This is a genomic window from Endozoicomonas elysicola (assembly GCF_000710775.1).
Taxonomy (GTDB): domain Bacteria; phylum Pseudomonadota; class Gammaproteobacteria; order Pseudomonadales; family Endozoicomonadaceae; genus Endozoicomonas; species Endozoicomonas elysicola.
The window spans coordinates 72,501-97,888 of record NZ_JOJP01000001.1; the positions used below are offsets into that span (position 1 = coordinate 72,501).

The following is a 25,388-nucleotide window of genomic DNA, read 5'->3' on the forward strand; positions in this document are numbered from 1 at the left end:
TGGACTGTCATCCTCATCCATCGAATGCTGCAGCATTTCTCTTACTTTACTTACAACAGGCGCCTCCTCCGATAGACAAATCTCCTTGTAGCGCTCTTTATTGCCACGATTTACAGTCAAAAGCGCTTTCTCTAACACTGACAACCAAACTCTGCCTTCCGAGTTTGATGAGAAAATTTCAACATCCTTACTATCAGGATCCTTACTATATACTCTGGATTTACTGACAACTGCCTTGACCACGTGCCCATACGGGCTTCCTAATGTGACAGCTACATATCCTCCTTCTTTTTCCTCAAACATCTTTTCCACTACATGGCAGGTTTTCGGCGAGTTAAGAAAAGAGATCATTACACTATGTATTGGGCAAGTATGGCGCTCATCACTCTGGCTTATATCTCTTAGCATGGGTCCCTCTGGACCGAACAGTCTTTCAAGCCTCGCTGGGGATGATGAGAACTGTTTATAGCCAAGCGTTCTTACAAGTTGCGCATCCTCTCCAATGATATGAGCACAACCTTTTTCAGTAGGAAGGGATGCTTCTATATCTACTGTGCGAAATATGCTCGCGACATCTTCCCAACCGTCTTCACAGGATGAACAAGAAGCCGCCTCTGCTTTATCATTCAAGCCTTCCTGAATCCCCCGTCTTTCAGAATGCCCAATGGAAGCTTTAAGCTCTCTTAGCTTGTCGACAGGGTTTAGCAGGCTCGACCCGAGCCTTAGCATCCACCTTTTAGTAACAGGAGTTCGAACGCTTGTAGGTAACTGCTTTGTATCAATAGCAACATCACCTTCAAGGACAGTCACAGAATGTCCATGAAAGTCACTAACAATCTCACTTGCAATGACTTCAGCCTCGTCAACCCCAGAAAAAGCATGGCTACTCAGATCTTCATAGCTACTGCCAAGGGAAGATGACCCAGAACGAGATAGAGGGGATGCCATACTAAAGCTGACCTCGTTTAATTATAATTATCAAAAGGATCCGACTCTTTCAGACAAGTACGCTTCTAATAAGTTGCCACGTCTTTTTATGCCCTGCCAAAATCAAATGCCAGCACATCAGCAATATTACCCGTACCCAGCATCAACATGAGAAGGCGATCAATACCCATTGCCACCCCTGCACAGTCCGGCATTCCATGTGCCAACGCATTCACCATGTTCTTGTCATAGGGGTAGATGTCATACCCTCGCTCCTGACGCATTTGCTGCTCTTCTTCAAACCGCTTCTTTTGTTCCTCTGCGTCCAACAGCTCATGGTATCCATTCGCCAGCTCAACACCATTAACAAACAGCTCAAAGCGTGACGCGACCTGGTGACCATCACGGTTCGTGGATAACTTGGCCAGTGCCGACATTGTTGCCGGATAGTCATACACGAAGACCCCTTCCAGCACGTCAGCATTTGGCGATCCTAGGTTGGGCTCAACAAATTTGGAGAACAGCAAGTCCAGACAGTCGCTCCGCTCAAGCCCCTGAAGCTTTGCATCTACCCGATCACTGACGACCTGACTCAGCTCTTCATCATTAGCGGTATAAGGATTTAGTCCGAGATACTCTTTAAATAGTTCCCCATAGCTGCAGCGTCGGACTTCTTTAAAGTTACATACGCTGCTTAGCAGGCCAGCTATATCATCCATCAGCCTCCGGTCATCCATCCCAATGCGATACCATTCCAACATGGTAAATTCAGGGTTGTGGCGTCCACCCGCTTCACCATTCCTGAAAACTCGACCCAAAGAATAGATATCACCACTGCCTGCGGACAGTAGCCTTTTCATCGCAAACTCAGGGGATGTATGCAAGTAGCAGAGCTGAGACGTACCATGACCAATGGGGCTGAATTCAGTCGCAAAGCTATCAATGTAAACATCGACCGTAGCACTGCGGGACAGCATTGGAGTCTCTACTTCCATTATTCCCTGGACATCCAGATAAGCTCTGACCTTACGTAATAAAAGAGCTCGCTCTCTGAGAGCCATCATCGATGCGGACGGTCGCCAAGTTTCCGTAGTCACACAAGTCTCCAGTTCGAAGTAAATAAGGTAGTTCTGCCATAGTGATGGAGGAATGTACGAAATAGCAGACTATCAATTAATCCACTTTAATATAAACGAATGCTGAATGTATTTATCTGCCAATTCCTGCGAGATCAACTGTAGTCGTAGTTTCAGAATTGGAAGATTTTATTGGAAAGAAACTGCCGTGATATCAGCAAGAGGATTTCAGGCTTTAAGAAGGCAGGAAGAGAGTACTTCCTGCCTGATAAACATTTATTTCACACGACCAACATATTCGCCGGTACGGGTATCGATTTTCAAAACTTCGCCTTCTACGATAAATAAAGGCACTTTAACCGTTGCACCAGTGCTGAGCTTGGCTGGTTTGGAACCACCTTGAGCGGTATCACCTTTCAACCCAGGATCGGTTTCAACAACCTGCAACTCAACAAAGTTTGGAGCGGATACTGACAATGGAGAACCATTGTAAAGAGTTACAGAGTACACGCCTTGCTCTTTCAACCAATCGATAGTGTCACCTACCGCTTCTTTACTGGCAGCATGTTGCTCATAAGAGCCATCAGTCATCATGAAGTGCCAGAACTCTCCATCGGTATAGAGATATTCCATGTCCAGATCCATAACATCTGCGGCCTCCAGACTTTCACCAGATTTGAAAGTACGTTCCCAGACGCGACCAGACATAAGATTGCGGAATTTAACTCGGTTGAATGCCTGACCCTTTCCAGGTTTTACAAATTCGTTCTCAATGATCGAACAGGGATCACCTTCGAGCATTACTTTGAGACCTGAACGAAACTCATTGGTACTATAACTAGCCATTGGACCTTACCAGGAGATCAAAAAACCCTATGATAACCCGTTCCGAGCTCAGTGTGCAGACCATCAACGATTTCGGTTGCTGGCAGGAACAGCTCGCAGGCGCAGTCACCTCACCAGAGCTGTTGCTATCTATGCTGCAGCTGAGCACCAAGCTATTACCGCCGGCATTGAAAGCCTGTCAGGAGTTCCCCCTGAGAGTTCCCCATGCCTATATCAATAGAATGGAGCTCGGTAATCCCAATGATCCACTGCTTCGACAGGTACTGCCTATTGGCGAAGAGTGTGAACACATTGAGGGCTTTGGTCTGGATCCTCTTGCGGAGCAATCGCAGAATCCAACCGATGGCGTTATCCATAAATACCATGGCAGGCTTCTGCTTATTGTCGGGGGTTCATGCGCTGTAAACTGCCGCTTCTGCTTTCGTCGGCATTTTCCTTATCAGGACAATCGACTGGACCGGGACAGTTGGAACAGTGCCATGGAGTACATTCGCTCAGATACCAGCATAAAGGAAGTCATTCTCAGTGGTGGAGATCCATTAGCCTCAAATGACCGGCGATTGGAGAAAATAGTGACTGAACTGAACCATATCAGTCATGTTGAGACACTGCGAATCCATACTCGTTTGCCCGTTGTTATTCCGGATCGAGTCACGGATGATCTGATCAACTGGTTTGCCAAGAAGCGTCTGCAACCCGTGATGGTCATTCATGCCAATCATGCCAATGAGATTGATGAAAGTGTTCGTGAAGCCACGTTCCGGCTCAAACAGGCTGGCGTGACACTATTGAACCAGGCCGTTTTGCTTAAGGGAATCAATGATAGCCCTTCGGCTCTTATTCAGCTGGGCGATGCATTATTTAAGGCCGGAGTACTGCCTTATTATCTGCACCTGTTGGACCCAGTTCATGGTGCCGCTCATTTCGATGTACCAGAGGCGAAAGCTAAAAGCCTTATAAAAGAGGTTATGGATAGCAGCCCTGGCTATCTGGTTCCCAAACTGGTTCGTGAAATTCCCGGGCGACCAGGGAAAACATGGATTTCCTGACGCTTTTAACTAAAGTCAGGCATTAATTGCACCGTTAGATAATAGATATATAGTCTATTGAGGTGTTGCCAGCAGCGGCATCTCAAGAGATAAAGTACTACCATACTGGAATATTAGACTCAGCAAATTTATTATAAGAATTAACTGCCAGACAGCCATGAGCAAAAAGTGCCTCGGACCACCAGACCTTGAATAGAGGCTGTAAAGCCAGGAAGAAGGGCACTTTTATAGTAAATAGCATTGATAATGCGCAGTACCTGACAGGATGTCAGTGCCCTGATATTGGGATTAAAGAATGGAATCTACAGATACTCTTCAACTGGAGCTACCCAGTCGTAGCCTTGGATCTTTATCATTTTGCTCCAGTGGATCCGGGTCGAACGTTGACAAACTGGGGCTTTGGCTAAAAGAACTCTCTATTACTGACTATCAGAAAAATGGAGAACGTCTGTCCAGTGCTCTGGATGAACTGACACAACTGGATTGCCCTCCCAATGAGTTATACACGCTTGCAGAAGCGGTTCGCTCCCCCACACTCTCAACAGCAAACAACCTCTATCAACGATATCTAAAGCGATACATTACTTTTGAATCAGGCCAGCAAACCTGGTTTGATCTTTGCCATCGACTGCATTTTGGGCTCGCAACAGCCTATAAAGCAGTAGTTCAATCCTGTCTGGATAGTAGTGAGAATGGAGAAATACTCGCAACTGCACTGCATCGAGCCATTTCAGAGAGCGCAACAGCCTACTTATTTTACTGCCTCCTTTACCGCCCTGCGCCTGAACGCCTGTGGCTTGAACTTCATACTTTATACCAGATTGCCACAACACATAATCACCAGAGCTTCCAGCAAGAAGACCCTTATGAGAGCAAGCGCAAGCCCATGTCGGCAGAAAATCTCTATAAACGGGTATTACTACTCTCACACAGTGACACTAACAAGTTATCGCCCAATGAAATCCAACAGGTCTGGCAAATTTTAAGCGTCTGGATCAATCACTGTAAAATTCAGCCCCAATCTGGTCTGAAGACCTATTTTTCTGCGAATCTTAACAATGATGAAGGCCTTGAATATGCAGCACCAGAGCCAGATAAGGCCAGACCAGGCATGATCGGCTTGAACGTCAGAGTACTTACAGCACATCTGGACAAAATAAAAAAAGACCCAAAAGTTTCAAAAGTTCTTCCAACCGAGTTAATTGAACATCTGATGCTAAGCTGGGGACAAATTCAAAAGCGGTCCAGTCCCCGAAGATCCTCCTCAAACCATTGTGAAACTTGCTTTGGTTTCACTGGGCTTCATTATCACTTATCCGGTAAAAGGAATTTTGACGATATTATTGCAATACATTCCGATGCTGCCGGAAAAAGCAACTTTGCAGAACAGTCCGGTGATGTCTGGTCACAGGCCCATGATGCAGAGATCAGAGATGAGGATAAACAAAGCAGTCCTTCGGCCGGTGAGATAATTTCATTTAACACCGAAGAGTTTTTAGATAACAAACGCCTTTCAGCACTGAAAACCGAAATCATCAATACCAGTCATACCGGCTTCTGCCTCAAAATTAATGGAGTGCTGCCTCAACAGTTTCATGCTGGTGAATTGATTGGAATCAGGCAAAGCAAGGAGTTGCCATGGGCTCTTTACAGTGTACGCTGGTTAGGCGTTTCAGCACAAAATGAAGTGACCTTTGGCGTCAACCTCATAACAGATTCGGTAGATGCTACAGCCATATCACTAATACATAAGACTCAGGAATCAAGCCACTTCCAGAGATCTCTCCTGTTGTCTGGTTCAAAGGAAGCCTCCCTTATAGTGCCAAACTTCGCTGATAAGGAAGGTGTCAAATTCGATCTGATCCACCATGATGTTCTGCAAAAAGGACAGCTCATGAAATGTATTTATACAACCCCGACATGGTGCCAGTATCAATTCAAGCTTTTTGGCTAAGGGTTGTTGAGTAAGACCAATTGAGTTTTCTAACTACCATAATGAGTCTCAGAACAAGGTGGAGCGACGAGTAGATAGTGAGCTATTGCGAGGAGTTGCAACACAAGGCTGTTGTTCATACCACCAGGTTCTGTTGACATAAGGATCCTTTCTCAGCTCAAGCCAGAAGGGTCGTTAGAATGTTCAATTGGTGTTACTTGCAACCAAGTAACCAATGCCTGTCACAATTCAGTGAAGGCACTCTATACCTTTTAATTCCGCTTGTCGTATGATGGTGAAACAGGCTCATACAGTTGTAGGTTCTGCTGACATAAGAGCTCTTTTCTTCAAAAAACAGTGATCACCCTCGAATGGATTACCGCAGACAAACCATACGCTTGCTCGCCCTGGAAGACTCCCCTAATGATGTCGAACGCTGGGTAAAACTGTTTCGCAGTGCGGGCATGCCTCCTCGAGTCCAACATATCTCTTCTATCGAGACGATGGAGGATGCCCTGAAAGAGGACCAATGGGATGTCGTACTCAGCTCTGAAGAAACGCCCAAACTTAATGCACAACAAGTGCTTACCATCATAGAAAAACACCAGAGAGATATTCCAGTCATTGTGACCTTACCGGAATACAATCCTCAGCGAGCTTCTACCTGGCTATCTGCAGGAGCCAGAGATGCGATTCCCAGTTTCAATGAAGAACATATACTGCATGCTGTTCTCCGTGAAATCACAAATCTGGAAGACCGCAGGAATCTAAGCTGTACTCGCCGAGAGCTGGATGAGTCCAACAAGCGATGTCAACTTCTGCTGGCCAATGCATCTGAAGCAATCGCCTATATCCATGATGGTATGCATGTCGATGCCAATGCTGCCTACCTACAGCTTTCTGGATATGACTGTGCCGATGATCTGGCAGGCATACCATTAATAGACATGCTTGCTACACATCATCAAGCTGAGATGAAGCAGATGTTAAAGCGGTTTGACACTAACAAGAGCACCGACCCAATCGAGTGTGAATTGATTCATACCGATGGACACAGTACACCGGTGAGTCTCCGTTTATCTGAAGCGCAATACGATGATGAGCCTTGCATTCAGCTCACTTTACTGCCAGTTATGGTACCTGTCCTAAGCCAGCCAGTGGAGCAGGAAGCCAGTACAACGACAAAAGAGCAGTTTCTTGAAAAGGCCGAAATAACTGTCAAAGAAGCAACAGAAGCAACACTGGTCTGGATACAGCTGGATGACTTCCAACACATACGCAAGGAAGCCAGTATTGAAGGCATCCTTTCCATACAAAAAAACATCGCACAGATGATTCGGGAATTCTTTCCCAAGGCAGATACCTATCATTATTCAGACGACAGTTTTTTATTGATAGAGACGGAAGACACTCCAGATAGCATCAATACACGCCTCATCACTCTGCAAAACGCTATTGATGGCCATTTATTTGGCAGTGCAGATGAAACACTAACAGCAACAGTAACTATCGGCTTTGCTGTTAAAGAGAGAAACCAAGACCTGACAACACTCTTGAGTAATGCGGAAAGCGCCTGCCAGCTTGCTCTCAAAAACGATGAATCACGGCTTTGCCGTTACTCAAAAACGGAAGAGCTCAAAGACAAGGCCCAGGAGGGTGATGTGCAAGCCATGATCCGTCAGGCGCTGTCACAGGACTCATTTCACCTGCTCTTCCAACCTGTAATCAACATTACAGGTTCAGAAGAAAAGCAGTACGAAGCATTCCTTCGTCTTCACTCTCCCCAGGGAGAAGTGGTAGAAGCCGGCACATTTATGGAAGCTGCAGAGTCATCAAGCCTGATGCCCCATATTGATCGCTGGGTTCTTCGTCAGTGTGTACGTCAGCTGGCCCAAGTCCACAAGCAAGGACAAGCTGTTCGGTTGCTAATTCACTTGAGTCATCTGTCCATTCAGGGAACTGAGCTGGTGCAATACCTTTCTGGTTTGCTGAAAGCAACCGATCTGCCAGCAGACAGTATTGTTCTGCAAATGCCAGAGTCTATGGTTTTACAGCAATTGAAACGAGTAGTGGATTTTGCCGAAGCTATTCACAACATTGGCTGCCAGCTGGCTATCACCCGTTTCCAGGGTGATTCACGCTCGATGAAAATACTGAAACATCTTGATATTCAGTTTGTCCGACTGGATGGCAGTTTCACCAGTAAACTGGATGAAAATAACGATGAGGACATCATCAAAATGCTGGATATCCTCAAAGAACAGAATATTCGAAGTATTGTACCAAAAGTGGAAAGTACACAGACCTTGGCCCACCTGTGGCGATTAGGTGTCGACTATGCTCAGGGATATTATATTCAGGGGCCAATGGAAACTTTGGACTTCGATTTTGGCTAGGAGCCTGTTGGGACATAGCCAACTGTAGCGAGAAAAAGTTCGATTTGAGTCAGTTTTTATGCACGACGGCATGGATGCAGGAGCTAGTGCAACGCAAGGAGCAGTTGCCGTAGGTCAGTGGTAACCCCGGAAGGCTCCTAGTTCAACCTGATCACGCCGCCTTTATCCGGAATATCCTGCTCATCGTGGGTCACCATAAGAGCAGGTATCCTGCGACTCTGAACCTGTTGAAAAACGAAATGCCGAAAACTGTTTCTAAGCGTTGTATCCAATCTGGAAAAAGGTTCATCCAACAGTAAGGCTTTTGGCTCAGACAGCAAGGTTCTCATCAAGCTGATTCTTGCTTTTTGCCCACCAGACAGCATAGATGGATTTTGCCCGGAAAAACCTGACATCCCGCAGTCGACCAACGCCTGCTCAACCCTTTCCCTGCGCTCAGCTTTCCTGTAGCCACCGGGTAATGCAAAGGCCAGATTTTCACCAACAGTCATATGGGGGAACAGCAAGTGATCCTGAAACTGTAATCCAACCTGTCGTTTATGCGGAGGCAGGTGATTAAGAACCACATCCTCTAAAATAATCTGTCCTGAGTACTCAAAATTAGCTGGCAATGTGCCACAAATCAGATTTAATAAACTGCTTTTACCACAACCACTGGGGCCCAGAACTGATAACACTTCCCCGCCTTCAACGCGGCAACAGATGTTATTCAAAAGCCTCTGGCAATTAAGGCTGATGTCAATTTTATCAAGAACCAGACTCAACTATTCAGCCTCCTCACAATGCGTCCATTTCCAAGTGTCCAATGACTCAGGAAAAAAGCCATAGCATAAGCAATGAAAGGCATGGCCATCTGAACAAGCCCATAAACGCCAATCAAACGACGATTTCCCCCAGCAACCAACCCAACCGCTTCGGTTGTTACCGTCGTTACTCTTCCTGCACTGGCAAACAGTGTTGGCAGATATTGAGCAATACTGACAGCAAAGCCCAGGGCAAGACTGGCCATCAATGGCCGCCAAAGCACTCCCAGCTTTACTTGCAGAAATGTTCTCAACCAGGATCCGGATAACAGCAGTCCCTGGTGACTATGCCGCCGGTCATAATGCTGCCAGGGACCGGTCAAACTCAGAAAGCAGTATGGCAATACGAACAGCAAATGCAGACCGGCCACTGTCAACCAATGACCTTCGGCTCCCCACTGAAGCAACAGAATCTGAACACCAAACAAAAAAGTCATCTGTGGCACGAGCAGCGGAATATACATGGCGCCACTGGTGACGAGAGATAGCCACCTGCCAGCTGATTCATTTTTTTGTCGTTGATGATCGTTTAGTTCAAGCAATATGACCGAGATAATGTTGGCAATAATAGTGGCGGTTAAACCAATCACGAGTGAATTTGCAATAGGTTCACTCATGCCTCCCCAGGCTCTCTCCCAACTTCGTAAAGACCAGTCTGGCCAGAGGGAAGGAAACCGCCAGCGCCAGACAAATGACCATATCAGCAGAGCCCCTCCTCCACACAGAAACAGCATGAGTAATGCCTGCCAGGCTTTTGTGGCCAACGACAGCCAGAAAGAACTGAATCGACCACGATGACCATTGGTCAACCAGTTTCTCGTCAGCTTATTCAAGAGCCATTCTGCCAGATAAAATGCTCCGACAACCGCAACCACCAGCAGCAGTAGCAACACGCTCCCAGAAGCCGCCAGCAAACTATTGGCCAGATTCGGGTCCTGTATCCACTGAAGAATTTGCACTGCAAAGGTTGGTGGATTTGCTGGCCCAATAACCAGAGCGATATCGACAACCGAAATTGAAAACGCCAATACCGTATACACCGGCAAACGAATCATCGGGTAAAGCTGTGGCCATATCAGCTTTAACCAGGTCACTCCTGACTGGAACCCGAGACTGCTCCCAAGCCTGAGTGTGTCTGCCACAGGCAGCTGAACAATAGAAGCGGCCATCATAAAAACCAGAAAAGGTGCTTCTTTGATAACCAGCAATAATATAAGGCTTATGCCGTATGGATCCTGAACAGTCTGCCAGTCTGGAGGATAATCCCAGCCAACAAAAGCAGCAATAAGTCGAGCTAACAAGCCACTTGGCATAAGCACAAACGCAATACCAAAAGCCAGAGCTACATGAGGAACAGCCATCAGCGGTGACAACCAGTGCTGCACTTTATACCAAAGCGGTGTCCCCCATGAAAAGCAGATGACTCCGAAAGCAAGGAGCAGTGACAGCAGGGTCGATAAAATAGAGGTCTTTAGACTCAGCAATAACATCTCAGCCAAACCAGGAGTATCCAGAAGCCTTTGCCATGGTGTCAGGCTAAAAGTGTCAAAACCCAACACAGGCATATAGCTAAAGGCGGGCAACATGATGCTGCCTATCCCTGCTAATACCGGGAGCAAAAACAGTCCTGTCAGTCCCAGCGAGAAGAATGATGAGAAGGACGCTCGCCCCCTGAGAGTCTGCCTCAAAATAACTGCCCCGGTTTAAAAAAGGGAAGCGACAAAATTACGAAAGCACAAAGAAAAAAAGGCATTGGATGGCTCCAAAAACAACATGAGAACAACCAAACAAAACTTTGGGCCTTAGTGACTTTGTGGTTCATATCTTAATATTCAGTGTATGCAGAAGTTATTGATCGACTATACCCGTCACCTTTCAAGTTGCTACTTTGTTGGCTGCGTAGCAACTTGAAATCCTATGGGTATATTCCTGAAGGAGTGAACAAAACTCACTGGCGATATCTTGTCTTCCAGGCTTCCTCAAGTGCAGCAACCCAGGAGCTATGAGGCTCTGAAAGTGCTTTGCCTAAAGCTTCAGGAGACAGCGTTGCGGGGCCCAGTGGCAAACTCGAAAAACGTTTACGCTCCAGACTGTTTAACTGGCTCATACTGAGTACGGTAGGGTCTCCCCAGACATCCGGATTGGCCTTATGTGCCTGAGCTTCAGGAGATAGCAGAAAATTAATAGCCACTCGGGCTCCTTCCGTAGCGTTGCTATTAAAAGGAATGGCTAGAAAGTGTGTATTCCCAAGCGTTCCCTTATCGTGAACATAGGTTTTTACCGTTTTAGGTAATTCACCACTGGCAATGGCTGAGCTCGCATATGCGGGGTTAAACGTCATTGAAAGTAAAATTTCACCGTCGTCCAGCATGGGGGTCAGTGCCAGATTATTTGCCGGAAACGTTTCTCCCCCTCTCCACAACAGCGGGTGAATCTCATCAAGATAGCGCCATAAAGGTGATGTAACTGCTTCAAAATCAGCTTCAGAGACCGGCTTCAATAACGCACCAGGCTCTGTCGTCAATTCACTCAACAACTGCTTGAGAAATGTCGTTCCAATGAAATCTGGCGGTAAGGGATAGGTCACACGCCCTTTATGCTTTCTGGCAAACTCAAGGAGTTCAGAAGCATTAGCTGGCGGTTTATTTACTATTTCGGTGTCATAAATAAACACCAGTTGCGCCATACCCCATGGAGCCTCCAAGCCATCAACCGGCTCCCCAAAGTCCAGTATGGTGGTAGGATTCTGCTGCGGGTCTATCCCCTGAAATGAAGGTAACTCTCGAACAAAGGGCCCGTAAAGCAACCCGTTATGCTTCATGGACCGGAAGTTTTCACCATTAATCCAGATCAGGTCGACGGTACCCCTGTCTTTGCGTCCAGCCATTTTTTCAGCAAGAACACGGCTGACAACACTGGACGTATCACTGACTTTGACATGCTCCAGAGTGATACCGTAGCGTTCATCGATCTGCTCTGCAGCCCAGTCAATATAATCATTGATCTGCTCACTGCCCCCCCAGGCATTAAAGTAAACAGTTTGACCTTTTGCCTTATCGACTGTCTGTTGCCAAGTCGTGGTCTTTGCCTCGGCTTGACTTATAGCTGCAGTACTGTGTGTTAAAAGTGCCATTGCCATGACCGCAGTAGTCATCAGACTTTTGCTCCATGTCCGTATGCTTTTCATTTCGCTCCTCATTTCAAGCGTCAGACTCCGTCTTTAATTGACAGTAAAAGCTGCCCTGGTCATCGATAGAGAGCATTACAACAATGGGCCGACAGCATACCTGACAATCCTCAATGTATATCAATGATTCAGTACTGTCGTTAAGACCCGCATCCAAAAGCAATTCGATGCGCTCCCCGCAATATGGGCAATGGTCCTGCCAGCTTATCCACTCATCCATCGCAAACACCTTGTTATAGACTGCATCAGGAACTATCCCCCCAGAGAATCAAGGTCCTTCTCACTGAAACCAAGAAGATAAAGAATGCTGTCTAAGCCTAATGTAGAAATTGACTGACGGGCACTCTGCTTCACCATTGGCTTGGCCCGAAATGCAATCCCCAGCCCTGCCACGCTAAGCATAGGCAGATCATTAGCCCCATCACCCACGGCAATCACCTGATTAAGGGAGATCCCCTCTTCCGAGGCAATCTGCTGCAACAGTGTTGCTTTCCGTTCACCATTAACAATCTCACCTGTCACCTGCCCGGTAACCTTGCCATTAACAACTTCCAGCTCATTAGCATGGATATAATCTATACCCAGCTTTTCCTGAAGGTAGCGGGCAAAGTAGGTAAACCCTCCAGACAGAATGGCTGTGCGGTATCCCAGTGAACGAAGCGTCCGAATCAGCGTTTCTGCACCTTCCGTCAAAGGTAATTCTCTGGCAATACCCGCCAGAACAGATTCATCAAGACCTTTTAACATAGCCAGGCGTTCACGGAAGCTTTCATTAAAATCCAGCTCTCCCTGCATCGCCCGTTCAGTAATTTCAGCAACCTGATCACCTACACCAGCCGCTTCCGCCAACAGATCAATGACTTCAGCTTCGATCAGGGTGGAATCCATATCAAAGACAACCAGTCGGCGGTTTCGACGATAAATACTGTCTTCTTGAAATGCTACGTCTGCATCGAGGTCAGCGGTTAGATTAAGAAAGTCTGCCCGCAACTTATCAAGGTTCGGGGCCGTTCCCCTGACCGAGAATTCCAGGCAAGATGAACGGCGACTGTCATTCTCTCTATTTTGCAGGGCAGTTTTCAGTGAACGACGACCGGAAAGACGGGAAATATGATCAATATTCAAACCATGAGCCGCAGTAATACCTGATACTCTGGCAATTTGCTCCGCCGTCACATTGCGTGATAGCAACGTCAATATATAGCGATTCTTGCCTTGTTCCGACACCCAATGTTCATAATCATCTTCGGAAACCGGCTGATAACTGAACTGCAGGTCACTTTCATGGAAATGGAAAAGAAGATCTTTCAGCACCGCAGCAGAATGACCATTACCTGAAGCCAGGTCCGGAAGGCGAACAAGGATCCCCCAAGTCAAGGTATCGTGGATCACAGACTGACCAATATCCAGAATTTCCAGACCGTAGTCGGCCATGATGGAGGTGATGGATGAGGTGAGTCCCGGCTTGTCTCGGCCAGTAACATTTATCAGTATTATATCGCTCACTGGGTAATCCAATTCTCTGGTCGATGCAGGGCATCAGTTTACCACAGGGATTTTACTGAAAGCAGAAAGAGTTCTGATAGGATATAACTTCCACTTATTTTTCAGCCTGGCTCTTTCCAAAGTCGAGACGTTTCTACCCATGTATATACCCGTCGCCTTTAAAACTGCTACTACGCTGGCTTCGCTTACTTGCCACCTTGTAGCAACTCAACATCCTTTGGGTATAGTAAGAGCAATATTACATTACGATCATTGGCTTTGTGTTCAGGAGCTTAACTTTTGAAGAAGCGTATCTTCACGCCAGATCTGTTTACACGGTTCATATCCCGTTTTTCCATTCGTACCCAGCTTATGCTTCTTTTCGGGTTGCTGATGGTGACCCTGACCATAGGAATGTCACTGGTAATCAGCAATGAGATTGACTCGTCAAGTCAACACCAGGCTGACAGCATTGGCCAACTGCTAAGCGAACAGACCGCTAGTGCCGCAACTGACATGCTAGTCACAGGAGACAGACTCAGTCTCAATGTTCTGCTCAGCCAGCTTGTACAGAATCCCTATGTTGCTGAAGCCAGTATATACAGCATCGACAACCAGAGAATTGCCAAGGCCATTTCCAAAACGGCCGATGAAGACATCCGGCATCCGGTTTATTCATCCCCCATTCACTATCAAGATGTCATTGCCGGTTATGCCCGCTTATCACTCAATGAAGATCTGCTGAGCCAGAAGCCCAAAGAAGCCCTGTTCGTTATTATCGCCATTAGCCTTCTGCTGCTTCTGGCTGGGCTGATTGCTCTACAAATCTATGCATCCAGCATAGCCTCTCAGCTAAGCCTGATTGAAAGACAGTTGCGTTCTATTTTACCTCCTGGCAATCCAACGCCTCCGGTGACTGGTGAAATTGCCAGAGTTTCCGCCTTTGTGGAGCAGCAACTGCTCGAAAAGAAAATGGCCGAGCCGGAAGAAAAAGTGGAAGACAAACCGGAAACAGCGATGATCGCAGCAATCAAAGTCAAAAATCTGGGCAGACTTCAGCAGTTACTGGCTCCCAGGGACTTACAGGACATCCTTCGAACCCATAGCCAGATCATCAATGAAGCCGCAAACTATTACGACGGGGAGATTACTTATACGCCTGAAGGCAATGCCTATCTGCGCTTTTCCAGTAAAGAGAGCCAGACATTTACGTCAGATGCCTTATTTTGCTGTCTCATGATCGAAGCACTGACTGAAAAAGCCGGAGCGATCAATATTGCCAGGGCTCATATTGGTATTGGCCTCAGCGTTAGTGATCAGCAGACAGAATTCCCTGAAGAACAGCACCCAGCCTTGGGGGACAGCGCTGCCAGCCAGGCACTGACTCTGGGCAACCTCCCAGATATGGATGGTATTTATATGTACCGTTCAGAAGCCAGCTGGCTTCCATCAGACCTCCCTGACTTTGAGGCCCTGGATAGCGAAATCATCAAAATCAAGGGCATCAAAAATGAGCAGGCCAATGAGCTGAGAGGTCAGATTTATGAGATGGAGTCCATTCTGGAGTAGACCCTGTTAACGTTCGGCGACTCAGAAAAATGCCAACAGAGCCTAGGAGCCTGTCGGACTTACCACTGACCTACTGAGAAAAAGCCGAACCTGTCCATTTTTTATGCTGTTTTTCGTTGAATAGCCCCGCTATTCGCCTAAAATCAGCATAAAATCTGCCTCAAACCGGACTTTTTCTCGTTACGGTCGGCTAAGTCCGACAGGCTCCCAGGGGGCGTTCACACTTAGCCATGAGACCAGTTGACCAGTGAGTCCTCCTAAAGCCTCATCTCAATCCCCTGATTGGCCATATACTGTTTGGCTTCAGGAATAGAGTACTGACCGAAGTGAAAAATGCTGGCAGCCAGTACTGCATCCGCCTTGCCTTCCTTGATGCCATCAACGAGATGATCCAGGTTTCCGGCACCGCCGGATGCAATCACGGGAATACCCACCGACTCTGAGATAGCCCTGGTTACTCCCAGGTCGTATCCATTTTTGACGCCATCCTGATCCATACTGGTCAGCAGAATTTCTCCTGCGCCAAGCTTTTCCATCTTCAAGGCCCATTCCACAGCATCAAGGCCTGTAGGTTTCCGTCCACCGTGGGTGAAGATCTCCCAACGATCTCGCTCTCCGAATTTGCTCACCTTCTTGGCATCAATTGCCACGACAATACATTGTGAGCCAAATCGGTCAGCGGCTTCCTGAACAAATTCAGGATTAAAAACAGCGGCCGTGTTGATGCTGACTTTATCTGCACCCGCATTGAGCATGGTACGAATATCTTCCACTTTCCGAATACCACCACCAACGGTGAGAGGGATAAATACCTCACTAGCCATACGCTCAACAGTATGTACTGTTGTGTCACGATCTTCATGACTGGCCGTAATGTCCAGAAAGGTTATCTCATCAGCGCCCGCTTCATTATAGCGACGGGCGACTTCTACCGGGTCACCTGCATCACGGATATCAACAAACTGTACACCTTTTACAACCCGGCCATTTTCGACATCGAGACAGGGAATTATTCTTTTAGCCAGCCCCATTACTTCAACCTTTTTGAAATCTAATTGACCAAGCGTAGTGACATTGGATAACGATAGAACTCACCACTACCTGCTTTCATGGCAGCCCTGACCATGAAAACCAGTACTACAATGGCAATCACCGGAACCAGTGGCAATAACAACAGCCCTACCAGCATTAACTTGAGGATAACCCAGAGAGTAACCAGCAGAGTGATAGTGATCTGAAAATTCAGGGATTCTCTGGCATGATGCTCGATAAAGAGCGATTTATCCCGTTTCATCAGCCAGATCACCAGCGGTATGACAATATTCAACCCAGGAACCATAAAGCCGAACAGCGGCAGAAGGTGCGCCAGCACGGCCATATTTTTATCATCCCGATTAATAGAAGGCGTGTTCATGGGGGGAATACCAGAATCATTCATCGCAGTAGCTTTGAGCCTCGGACAAGCTAAGTGTCCCTTCATAAATGGCACGACCGGTGATCGCCCCTTCAATCCCTTCCCTGGCAACTGCTTTCAGGGCACGTATATCATCCATGTTAGTGATACCGCCTGAAGCAATCACGGGAATCGACATGCTGTTTGCCAATTGCCGGGTTGCTTCAACATTCACACCCTGCATCATGCCATCCCGGGCAATATCGGTATAGACGATGGCAGAGACACCATCCTGCTCGAACTGACGTGCAAGCGAAATGGCTTGAGTGTCGGTAACTTTGGCCCAACCATCCGTTGCTACCAAACCATCACGTGCATCAATACCTACGATCACATGACCAGAAAACTTCTGGCAGGCTTCTCTGACAAAGTCAGGGTCTGTAACCGCTTTAGTACCAATAATGACCCAGGAAACGCCGGAGTCCAGATAGGCTTCTATTGTGGAAAGATCGCGAATGCCCCCACCAATCTGCACTGGCAGGTCAGGGTACTCTGCAGTAATGCCACGAACTGCATCAGCATTCAGGGGCTTGCCGGCAAACGCGCCATTCAGATCAACCAGGTGAAGCCTGCGACAACCGGCATCAACCCACCGACTAGCCATGGCAACCGGATCATCACCAAAGACAGTGGCATCATCCATTTCCCCCTGACGCAGTCGGACACAGGCACCATCTTTCAAATCAATCGCAGGAATTATCAACATCGTTATGGCTTCCACTTCAGATAATTTTCGAGTAGCTGCAGTCCATTTGCGGCACTTTTTTCAGGGTGAAACTGCACAGCAAAGATATTTTCATGGCCAAGGGCAACATCGAAACCAAGGCCATACTCACTTCTCCCCACCACCATAGCTTCACTGGCAACATGAGCATAATAGCTGTGCACGAAATAGAACCGGGCATTGTCATCAACACCCAGCCAGAGAGGGTGCGATGGCTCAACCTGGCTGACCGGGCTCCAGCCCATATGAGGGACTTTCAACCGGGATCCTTCGCTATCACGAAGTTCTTTACCAAAAAACTTCACATCTCCAGGCAAGAGCCCAAGGCACTCAACACCACCATTCTCTTCACTGTGATCAAGCAGCACCTGCATGCCAACACAAATGCCAAGCAGTGGACGGGTAGCGACAACTTCACGAACAACCTCATCAACACCATGGCGCAAAATTTCAGCCATACAGTCACGAATTGCACCAACTCCAGGAAGCACAGCCTTATCTGCAGCCAGTATTTGCTCAGGATCGGATGTGACAATTACCCGGGTATTTGCATCTGCAACATGTTCCAGTGCTTTACTGACGGAGTGAAGGTTTCCCATACCATAATCAATGACAGCGACCGTCTTCATGGTTACAACGACCCTTTTGTAGAAGGCATCTGGCCCGCCATTCGCGGATCCAAAGCGACAGCCATCCGCAGGGCTCGACCAAAGGCTTTAAAGACAGTTTCTATCTGATGATGGGCGTTACGTCCCCGAAGGTTATCGATATGGAGGGTGACACCGGCGTGATTAACGAAGCCCTGGAAGAACTCGTAAAACAGGTCAACGTCAAAACGGCCTATCATGGCCCGGGTAAATTCGACATTAAACTCCAGGCCGGGTCGACCAGAGAAATCGATCACAACCCTGGAAAGGGCCTCATCCAGAGGAACGTAAGCATGCCCATAGCGATAGAGTCCTTTTTTATCGCCGATCGCCTGAGCAAACGCCTGCCCTAGCGTAATGCCGATATCCTCAACGGTATGGTGATCATCAATTTCATTATCTCCCACAGCCTTGATATCCAGATCAATAAGGCCATGACGGGCAATCTGATCCATCATGTGATCAAGAAAAGGCACCCCTGTATCAAAAGATGCCTTACCGGTACCATCCAGATTGATGGCCACACGAATCTGGGTTTCCAGGGTGTTTCTTTCAACACTGGCCTTGCGCTCAGCCATGAACTTCTCCGGTTGGATTGTCATCTATTTTGTTTGCCGGGATATATGGCGAGCATTATATAGAGACTGGTTCCAAGCTGCTAGGAGGCTACCCTTTATTGAGACCGGACCTGCTCATAGAGATTACCTTCGAGACTATCCAATAGCTTATCTACCCGTTGTCTCTGGATTTGTGCTGGCTTTGCTTTCAATGGGTGCAGCCGGTCATTCACCCAGTGCGACGACCAGTTCCAGGTAGTCGCCACACACTCCTGAGCGAAAGACTTCAGCTTAAAGTGCTCCGATTGCTCAATACAGCCGGTCAGGAACTCATCCACATCAGACATCAAAATAGGATAGCTGCCTGCCGGTTTGCCGCTGTACTTATTCTGGGTCTGATAAAGCCAGAACTGGCCATCCTTTGGGATTTTTTCAATATTCATCGAGTTTAATTGCCCAGAATTTACCAAAACGCGGCACATCAATTTTTGCTGACGATCGATTGATTTGATTTTATTAGGCGGCATCGAGATCAAAACACCATTAAACCGACCGCCAACTAAAGGTATGACACCCAGTTCCGTCACTTTCACATTATTATCCTGACGTGTACGGGTCAGCCAGCCTCTTCTGAATCCATCAACCCATACTGGTACTTCAGGCTCAAATCCGATATTGGTTAATTTTCTTGCCTGTTCGTAGAGCAGGCTTCCGTAACCGACAATATACTGAGGCTTAGTTTTATCAAATGGAGGAAAACAATCATTCGCCATACTCAGCGAGGAAGATATAAATAAAATTGCCAGCAGCCCTATTGCAAAAAAAATTTGGCAATTCGTTCTCAAAACAGGACTTTTCACTTTCCACATTATTTTTTCCTCAACAACCCCTAATTAAATCTGAGGGAATGAAAAAAACATTTAAAATATAAAGAACTGTATTTTTAGACAATTTAATCAAATTAAAATACAAGAGCCTATTTTTAAAGACCAAACCTCACCACTAAACAAAAATAGCCCTTATTCTCCGAAGAAAAACACGAACTCATTCAAAATAATAGCTCCCATTATGAAAACCGAAATCAAATATAAAAATATTTAATAAAAAATAAATCATTATAATGGTTGATTTAGTTTACCAGTCAGGTATTGTGTAATTTAACAGAGAAGGATCTGATTACCATGCCCGGTCAACTGTTGTTTAAGGAAAAACAACTCAGGCTTTGTATCGTGGCCGCCCTGTCGTCAATGGCTGCTCCTGTAGCAGAAGGGCTTTTGTTGCCGCCAAAACCACTGGCCTCAAACTTATCCTGGAGCTGTCAGTCAGGCATTAGCAATGACTGGCTCTGCAATAGCATTAGCAGGCAGAGTTACAAGTCCAAAGCCAACTTGCAATATGCTGAGAGATTAACATCTGAGCTGCCTGACTCAAAACAGCCATCTGTAAATTCTTATTCTGATACATATCAGCCATTACCTATTGAAGTTGGAGATTCAGAATCATTAGTGAGTTTCCTGGAAGCTCCCGGAAATCATTACGTGCTTCAATGGATGGCAGCAAAAGAACGCGGCCAGTTGGAAGCGCTAAAACAGCGTTACCCTGTATTACAAAATGCGACGATTGCTCAATACAAAAGATCCGGAAAGGTCTGGTATGTTCTTCTTGATGGCCCATACCCAAGCCGAATCGCGGCAATGGCTGAACTGGACACCCCGCCCAGATCACATATGGCTCGGGAACTTTATCCGTGGACAAGGTCACTGGCCAGTATTCAGAAGCTGGATATCATTAGACCGAAATATCCGGCTGAACAATTAGCTGAAACCTATCAGCCAGAATATCCTTCGGAGCTCCCGGTTCACGAAAGCAATAATACTCCTATTAACTACGATATTTCCTATAGCACTGAGGAAAACACTCAGCTCTCACGGTATCAACAGCAAGCTCACTACTCTCAGCAAACACGACCTGAAGCCAGTCCTGATAATAACTACCCATCTGTTCAACCTGAATATGGTAAAAGGCAATCTGTTGATGATGTAATGCCTTATGGAAGTGAATTTAGTAGCAGCACATACTCTGATTTCAACAGTGATCAAAGCTATCGAATTTTACCTGAACAAGCGAATCCTCAGGAGATGTACGTCAGTATTACACCGGCTTACCGGAGTAGAATTCCTCAGCAACATCTCCAAAAGGATGTTGATTACAATGTTCAGGATATTCCAGTATCAGCTCCATCCGAATACAGAGAGCAACGGGTTTATGAAGAGCCTGAATTACCCCGGCCTTCAATCAATGTTCTAACTGCCAACCCAAAGAGCTATACCATTGAATGGATGAATGCCAGCAGGAAAGCATCACTGGAAAGAGCAAGACTTCGCTACAGTGAATTGCAAAATACTCAGATCATCCATTACAAGAGGAGTAACAGGAATCGCTATGCCTTAGTCAGCATGCTTTTCGTGAACCGCTCAGATGCCCTGGACGCACTGTTAACGCCCTCATTATCCAGAGTATCTGCCCGATTTTCTCCTAAGGTGAGACAAGTGGCCTGGTTGCAGTCTTTGGTAGGTTCAATCCCACAGGCTACCCATGCATGGGCCAAGCCTAGAGTGGAGCCCTCTATTCATAAACGTCAGTGGATTGGGCAAGAGGATCCAGGGGAGAAAACCTATATTGTCAGCCGAACAGGCTTGAACCAGCGACCAATAGACACAAGGTTAGTAGACTCTTACAAAGTAGACACACCTACGGTGCACCAACAAATGGTTACCCATGAGAGCCCCAACGGAGACCAGACTCCCAGGACTGGCGGAGCTTATCAGCCAGACAACACCTATGAGCAGTCTGACAGCCACAAACAAATTAATACACTACTGAACAGTCCTGAGAACAGTTATACGATTCAGTGGTTCTCATCCAGTAACCGCCAGTCGATAGAAAAGCTGAAACAGCGCTTCCCCGAACTTGCTTCAGCTGTGACAGTTCATATACAGCGGAACCAGAAGGACTGGTATGTTCTGGTTCAGGGACAATACAGAAGCAGTCAGGACGCTATAATGGCTTTGAAGTCACCCGCTATGAAAAATATTGCCATGGTACTTCATCCATGGACACGCCCACTGCAATCACTGAAAAAGATGCAAATCGCCAGCCTGTGATTCTGACCTCCTTCCTACAATAAACCTGTTTTACCCTTGATGACATTAAGTATCAGGGTAAGATAGGTGCCTGTTACTATAACTCTTCCAAACTTCAGATCCTGAGGCTTCCCATGAACCGCATTCTCAAGTTCATTGCCGTTCTGCTGGCGGCGGTGGTTTTGCTGGGTGTTATCGCTGCGGCACTCCTGCCACGCTTTATCGATCCAAACCAGTATCGCGATGAAATCACCCAGCTTGTCTATGACCAGTCGGGACTGAAAGTCAGTATTAACGGGCCTATTGACTGGTCAATATTCCCATGGGTTGGTCTTTCTCTTGAGGATGTATCTATAGAAGGAGCGAATAGCTCCCAGCTAGCTCAACTGGGCTCTGCTGGCGTCAGCGTCAAGTTGATTCCTTTGTTAAGCAAACGCATTGAAATGCAAACCCTTGAACTGACAGGGCTTGAATTAACACTGGTAAAGAATGCCAAAGGCAAGGGAAACTGGCAGGTCAGTGCTCCAAAACCCTCTGAACAACAGACTTCCCGAGGGCAGGAGCCATCCTCTACTTCAACTCCCGAGTCAGCAACAGCCTCGTCTCCTCTTAAACTGGATATTGCCAGTGTCAATGTCAGTGGGTTACTGATCAGCTACGATGACCAAGTATCCAAACAGAAATACATTATCGATCAGGCCAGTTTAACCACCGGTGCTATCCGCAATCAGCAGCCTTTTGATTTTAAATTAAAGGCCCACATCACAATTCCAGATCTCGTCATAAATTCACTGATCAGTGGAGAGGTGACGTTTAACCTGGAAGCTGGTCGTTATGACATTCAAAACCTGAAAGTCAGTGCTACACCTGATGTAAACAAAGGTGAAAGCCTGAGCATTGTGGGTAATGTTCAATATCAGCAAACCCCAATGCTGGTTAAAGGCAACCTGGGAGTGGCAGAGTTCAATCTTGCCAACCTGTTAAACCAGATAAAGATACAGCTTCCTCCCATGGCCGACCCAAAAGCCTTAAACAAGCTATCTTTTGACAGTCACTTTAGTACCGATGGTGAAAGCCTGACCGCCGATAAGCTGCAGCTCCAGCTGGATAGCTTTACCCTTGATGGTAATTTCAGGATGAGCAGCATTGACCGCGGTGATATGCAGTTCAGCTTTACCGGCAATGATCTCAATCTGGATAACTATCTCCCCCCTGCCACTGATAATGCAGAAGCTCCTGACGAAGAGCAGTCAACTCAATCGGGCTCAGAAAAACCATCATCAGGCAAAGAGCACCCTCTGATTCCGGAAGAAATGCTTCGCGGCCTGGATCTTGATGGCTCAATGAAGCTGGCCTCTCTCACCGTTGCCAAATTCATTTTTGAACAGCCGTCTGTGGATATAAAGGCAGCCCAGGGTAAGCAGGAAGTAAAAATTGGTTCCCGCTTTTATCAGGGCACTATTGATATGACGTCTAACCTGGATGTACGTCAGTCAGGTAATCCAAAAATGGCAGCCTCCGCAGTGCTGAAGAATATAAGCCTTGAAGCTCTGTCAAAGCCCATTCCTGACCTCGCGTCACTGCAGGGCGACGTGAATGCCGGTATGAAGGTTCATACACATGGTCAATACGCCAGTGTTCTTACCAAAAATCTGAATGGCAACATCGAATTCAAAATTGATAAAGGCGTATTCACTGATGCCAATTTTGACAAAATGGTGTGTGAAGGCGTTGCCAAAATACGTAAGAAAGAGCTGAGAGCAACCGATTGGGGCTCATCAACCGAGTTTACTGACCTGAGCGGCACTTTCGTAATCAAAAATGGTATTGCTTCCAACGATAACCTGATCGCAGCTCTCGCTTATATGAACCTGAAAGGTGATGGATACGTAAATCTTGTTGATCGTCAACTGGACTATCATATGGGCCTCAACATTCGTGGAGAAGAAGCTCCTGACAGTGATCCTGCATGCCAGATCAACAAGGAGTATGTCAACGTCACCTGGCCTGTTCGTTGCCATGGTGATCTTGGTGACCTGAAATGTGGCATTGATGTTAAACGGCTTACTGAAACGATTGCGGAGATTGCAGAAAACCGCCTTAAGAAGAAGATAGAAGACAAAGTACAGGGGCCTGTTAAAGACCTACTCAAAGGCTTCTTCAAATAGCTTTTCTGCTCACAGCTACTTTACTGCGGTCAGCCAACAGGCTGATCGCAAACCTGATTTTGTAATTTAATGACTCAAAAAGACGCATATACAGACAATAGCTTCAGCCAGAGACTCTTGAAATGGTTCGATGCCCATGGTCGCAAGCATTTGCCATGGCAGCAAAATAAAACACCTTATCGCGTCTGGATCAGCGAGATCATGCTGCAACAGACTCAGGTAACGACCGTCATTCCTTACTACCAGAAGTTTATGGAGCGATTTCCAGAAGTCACTGACCTTGCCGTAGCGAGTGAAGATGAAGTACTCCATTTCTGGAGTGGACTCGGTTATTACAGTCGCGCAAGAAACCTGCATAAAGCCGCAAAAAAAGTTGTGAGTGAGTTCTCAGGAACATTTCCCCGCTCAGTTGAACAACTTATGGCGCTTCCGGGAATTGGTCGATCCACAGCTGGAGCCATTGCATCCATTAGCATGGGGATCAGGGCTCCAATTATGGATGGTAATGTAAAAAGAGTACTTACCCGGTACTTTGCTATCCATGGTTGGCCCGGACAGACACGTGTCGCCAATGATCTATGGGAGATTGCTGAAAAACTCACACCTGAAAGTCGAACAGGAGATTACACTCAGGTGATGATGGATCTGGGGGCTACTGTTTGCAAAAGAAGTAAACCGACCTGTCAGGCTTGTCCGCTTGAAGACAGCTGTATAGCCCACAAACTTGGGCAGGAGAGATTATTTCCTGAATCAAAGCCTAAAAAAGACAAACCGGAAAAATCTACGATTATGCTTATGGTAGTCAACCAGAACGGTGAGATTCTCCTTGAAAAACGCCCGCCATCTGGTATTTGGGGAGGTCTCTGGAGTTTTCCTGAAATTTCAGATCCTGAACAGATTACGGAAGAGGCTCAGGATAAAACAGGTCTGATGTTAAGGGACTATGACATCTGGCAGCCTTTTCGCCATACATTCAGCCACTACCATCTGGACATTACTCCGGCACTTACCTTTGTTGAATATCCAGAAGAAAATACGAATTGTGTGATAAAAGACAGTGACGCCTATTGCTGGTTTGCACTGACTCGACCTCCTGAATTAGGACTGGCAGCTCCGGTAAAGAAACTTTTACAAAAGGTAGAGCGTACACTGTAATTCTGCTTACCTGGCAACCATATTTGTTACCAGGTATTAGCTTCATATACGGAGAGAAGATTAATTCCTCTGCTCGCCTACAATCACTTAAGCAAAAGGCGCGGTAGAATTTAAGTCACTAATACTATTTCACCTTAAACGATGCTTTTTATAAAAAAACAAAACAAAAAACTCAGTTTTAAAGCAGAAACAATATTTTGTAAGAAAAAGCCTTTTCCATACCATTCATATTTCAAATGACCATTGGCCTGACTTTCATACACCTCCCAA

General features: G+C 46.6%; 21 protein-coding genes (1 of these 21 only partly in view). 7 read left to right on the forward strand and 14 right to left on the reverse strand.

The genetic code is table 11. The annotated features are described in order from the left end of the window. From GV64_RS00320 to efp, 3 genes are all read right to left on the reverse strand, one after another. Positions 1 to 948: the 5' portion of a hypothetical protein gene (locus tag GV64_RS00320; RefSeq protein WP_020582649.1), read on the reverse strand. The gene continues 492 nt to the left of window position 1, outside the view; the window shows 948 of its 1,440 coding nt (coding positions 1-948); its start codon is at positions 946 to 948; its stop codon lies beyond the left edge, outside the window. 86 nt (positions 949 to 1,034) lie between these two features. Beyond that, positions 1,035 to 2,024 carry an EF-P lysine aminoacylase EpmA gene (epmA, locus tag GV64_RS00325; RefSeq protein ID WP_026258272.1) on the reverse strand — a complete coding sequence of 330 codons (990 nt, stop codon included), beginning with the start codon at positions 2,022 to 2,024 and terminating at the stop codon, positions 1,035 to 1,037. A 255-nt stretch (positions 2,025 to 2,279) separates the two neighbouring features. Next, on the reverse strand, positions 2,280 to 2,849 hold the full coding sequence (gene efp / locus GV64_RS00330) for an elongation factor P (protein WP_020582651.1): 570 nt from the start codon (positions 2,847 to 2,849) through the stop codon (positions 2,280 to 2,282). A 29-nt stretch (positions 2,850 to 2,878) separates the two neighbouring features. On the opposite strand from efp, the gene epmB reads away from it, so the two are divergent. The 3 genes from epmB to GV64_RS00345 all read left to right on the forward strand — a co-directional run bounded on the left by epmB (position 2,879) and on the right by GV64_RS00345 (position 8,227). Then, positions 2,879 to 3,898: an EF-P beta-lysylation protein EpmB gene (gene epmB, locus GV64_RS00335; RefSeq protein WP_020582652.1), complete on the forward strand. Its 1,020-nt coding sequence runs from the start codon at positions 2,879 to 2,881 to the stop codon at positions 3,896 to 3,898. A 295-nt stretch (positions 3,899 to 4,193) separates the two neighbouring features. Continuing rightward, positions 4,194 to 5,852, forward strand: coding sequence for a hypothetical protein (locus GV64_RS00340; protein WP_020582653.1), 1,659 nt, complete (start codon positions 4,194 to 4,196; stop codon positions 5,850 to 5,852). A gap of 350 nt (positions 5,853 to 6,202) precedes the next feature. Then, the gene (locus GV64_RS00345) at positions 6,203 to 8,227 is read left to right on the forward strand and encodes an EAL domain-containing response regulator (protein WP_020582654.1); all 2,025 of its coding nucleotides are present in this window, start codon (positions 6,203 to 6,205) and stop codon (positions 8,225 to 8,227) included. Positions 8,228 to 8,364: 137 nt separating this feature from the next. Here GV64_RS00345 and GV64_RS00350 read toward each other — a convergent pair whose 3' ends face one another. The 5 genes from GV64_RS00350 to serB all read right to left on the reverse strand — a co-directional run bounded on the left by GV64_RS00350 (position 8,365) and on the right by serB (position 13,723). Beyond that, positions 8,365 to 8,991, reverse strand: a complete 627-nt coding sequence (locus GV64_RS00350; RefSeq protein ID WP_020582655.1) for an ATP-binding cassette domain-containing protein — start codon at positions 8,989 to 8,991, stop codon at positions 8,365 to 8,367. Further along, a complete protein-coding gene (locus GV64_RS00355) occupies positions 8,988 to 10,616 on the reverse strand; it encodes an ABC transporter permease (RefSeq protein ID WP_020582656.1) in 1,629 nt (542 codons plus the stop codon). Before GV64_RS00355 ends, GV64_RS00350 begins: the two co-directional genes overlap by 4 nt. A 362-nt stretch (positions 10,617 to 10,978) precedes the next feature. Then, positions 10,979 to 12,184 (reverse strand): ABC transporter substrate-binding protein, encoded by a 1,206-nt coding sequence (locus GV64_RS00360; RefSeq protein ID WP_020582658.1) that lies wholly within the window; start codon positions 12,182 to 12,184, stop codon positions 10,979 to 10,981. Positions 12,185 to 12,230: 46 nt separating this feature from the next. Next, complete coding sequence (locus GV64_RS00365; RefSeq protein ID WP_034843858.1) at positions 12,231 to 12,437, reverse strand: CPXCG motif-containing cysteine-rich protein; 207 nt, start codon at positions 12,435 to 12,437, stop codon at positions 12,231 to 12,233. Positions 12,438 to 12,469: 32 nt separating this feature from the next. Beyond that, a complete protein-coding gene (gene serB, locus GV64_RS00370; RefSeq protein ID WP_020582659.1) occupies positions 12,470 to 13,723 on the reverse strand; it encodes a phosphoserine phosphatase SerB in 1,254 nt (417 codons plus the stop codon). Positions 13,724 to 14,002: 279 nt separating this feature from the next. Here serB and GV64_RS00375 point away from each other — a divergent pair, with 279 nt between their 5' ends. Further along, positions 14,003 to 15,271: an AhpA/YtjB family protein gene (locus tag GV64_RS00375; protein WP_020582660.1), complete on the forward strand. Its 1,269-nt coding sequence runs from the start codon at positions 14,003 to 14,005 to the stop codon at positions 15,269 to 15,271. Between the two features lie 257 nt (positions 15,272 to 15,528). Here GV64_RS00375 and hisF read toward each other — a convergent pair whose 3' ends face one another. The 6 genes from hisF to GV64_RS00405 all read right to left on the reverse strand — a co-directional run bounded on the left by hisF (position 15,529) and on the right by GV64_RS00405 (position 19,521). After that, positions 15,529 to 16,302, reverse strand: coding sequence for an imidazole glycerol phosphate synthase subunit HisF (gene hisF, locus GV64_RS00380; protein WP_020582661.1), 774 nt, complete (start codon positions 16,300 to 16,302; stop codon positions 15,529 to 15,531). A gap of 20 nt (positions 16,303 to 16,322) precedes the next feature. Beyond that, on the reverse strand, positions 16,323 to 16,709 hold the full coding sequence (locus tag GV64_RS00385; RefSeq protein ID WP_051700866.1) for a DUF4870 domain-containing protein: 387 nt from the start codon (positions 16,707 to 16,709) through the stop codon (positions 16,323 to 16,325). Beyond that, positions 16,702 to 17,430 carry a 1-(5-phosphoribosyl)-5-[(5-phosphoribosylamino)methylideneamino]imidazole-4-carboxamide isomerase gene (gene hisA, locus GV64_RS00390; RefSeq protein ID WP_020582663.1) on the reverse strand — a complete coding sequence of 243 codons (729 nt, stop codon included), beginning with the start codon at positions 17,428 to 17,430 and terminating at the stop codon, positions 16,702 to 16,704. Before hisA ends, GV64_RS00385 begins: the two co-directional genes overlap by 8 nt. 2 nt (positions 17,431 to 17,432) lie before the next feature. After that, positions 17,433 to 18,077 (reverse strand): imidazole glycerol phosphate synthase subunit HisH, encoded by a 645-nt coding sequence (gene hisH, locus GV64_RS00395; RefSeq protein ID WP_020582664.1) that lies wholly within the window; start codon positions 18,075 to 18,077, stop codon positions 17,433 to 17,435. Between the two features lie 2 nt (positions 18,078 to 18,079). Next, on the reverse strand, positions 18,080 to 18,673 hold the full coding sequence (gene hisB, locus GV64_RS00400) for an imidazoleglycerol-phosphate dehydratase HisB (RefSeq protein WP_020582665.1): 594 nt from the start codon (positions 18,671 to 18,673) through the stop codon (positions 18,080 to 18,082). A gap of 95 nt (positions 18,674 to 18,768) precedes the next feature. Beyond that, a complete protein-coding gene (locus GV64_RS00405) occupies positions 18,769 to 19,521 on the reverse strand; it encodes a hypothetical protein (protein ID WP_020582666.1) in 753 nt (250 codons plus the stop codon). A gap of 312 nt (positions 19,522 to 19,833) precedes the next feature. Between GV64_RS00405 and GV64_RS00410 the strand changes: the two genes are divergently transcribed. The 3 genes from GV64_RS00410 (at position 19,834) to mutY (ending at position 25,118) form a co-directional block, all read left to right on the forward strand. Beyond that, entirely contained in the window at positions 19,834 to 21,816 is a 1,983-nt protein-coding gene (locus GV64_RS00410; RefSeq protein WP_034843861.1) for an SPOR domain-containing protein, read from the forward strand. A 113-nt stretch (positions 21,817 to 21,929) separates the two neighbouring features. After that, positions 21,930 to 23,963 (forward strand): AsmA family protein, encoded by a 2,034-nt coding sequence (locus GV64_RS00415; protein ID WP_020582668.1) that lies wholly within the window; start codon positions 21,930 to 21,932, stop codon positions 23,961 to 23,963. Between the two features lie 69 nt (positions 23,964 to 24,032). Further along, positions 24,033 to 25,118, forward strand: coding sequence for an A/G-specific adenine glycosylase (gene mutY / locus GV64_RS00420; protein ID WP_020582669.1), 1,086 nt, complete (start codon positions 24,033 to 24,035; stop codon positions 25,116 to 25,118). Positions 25,119 to 25,388 lie beyond the last annotated feature (270 nt).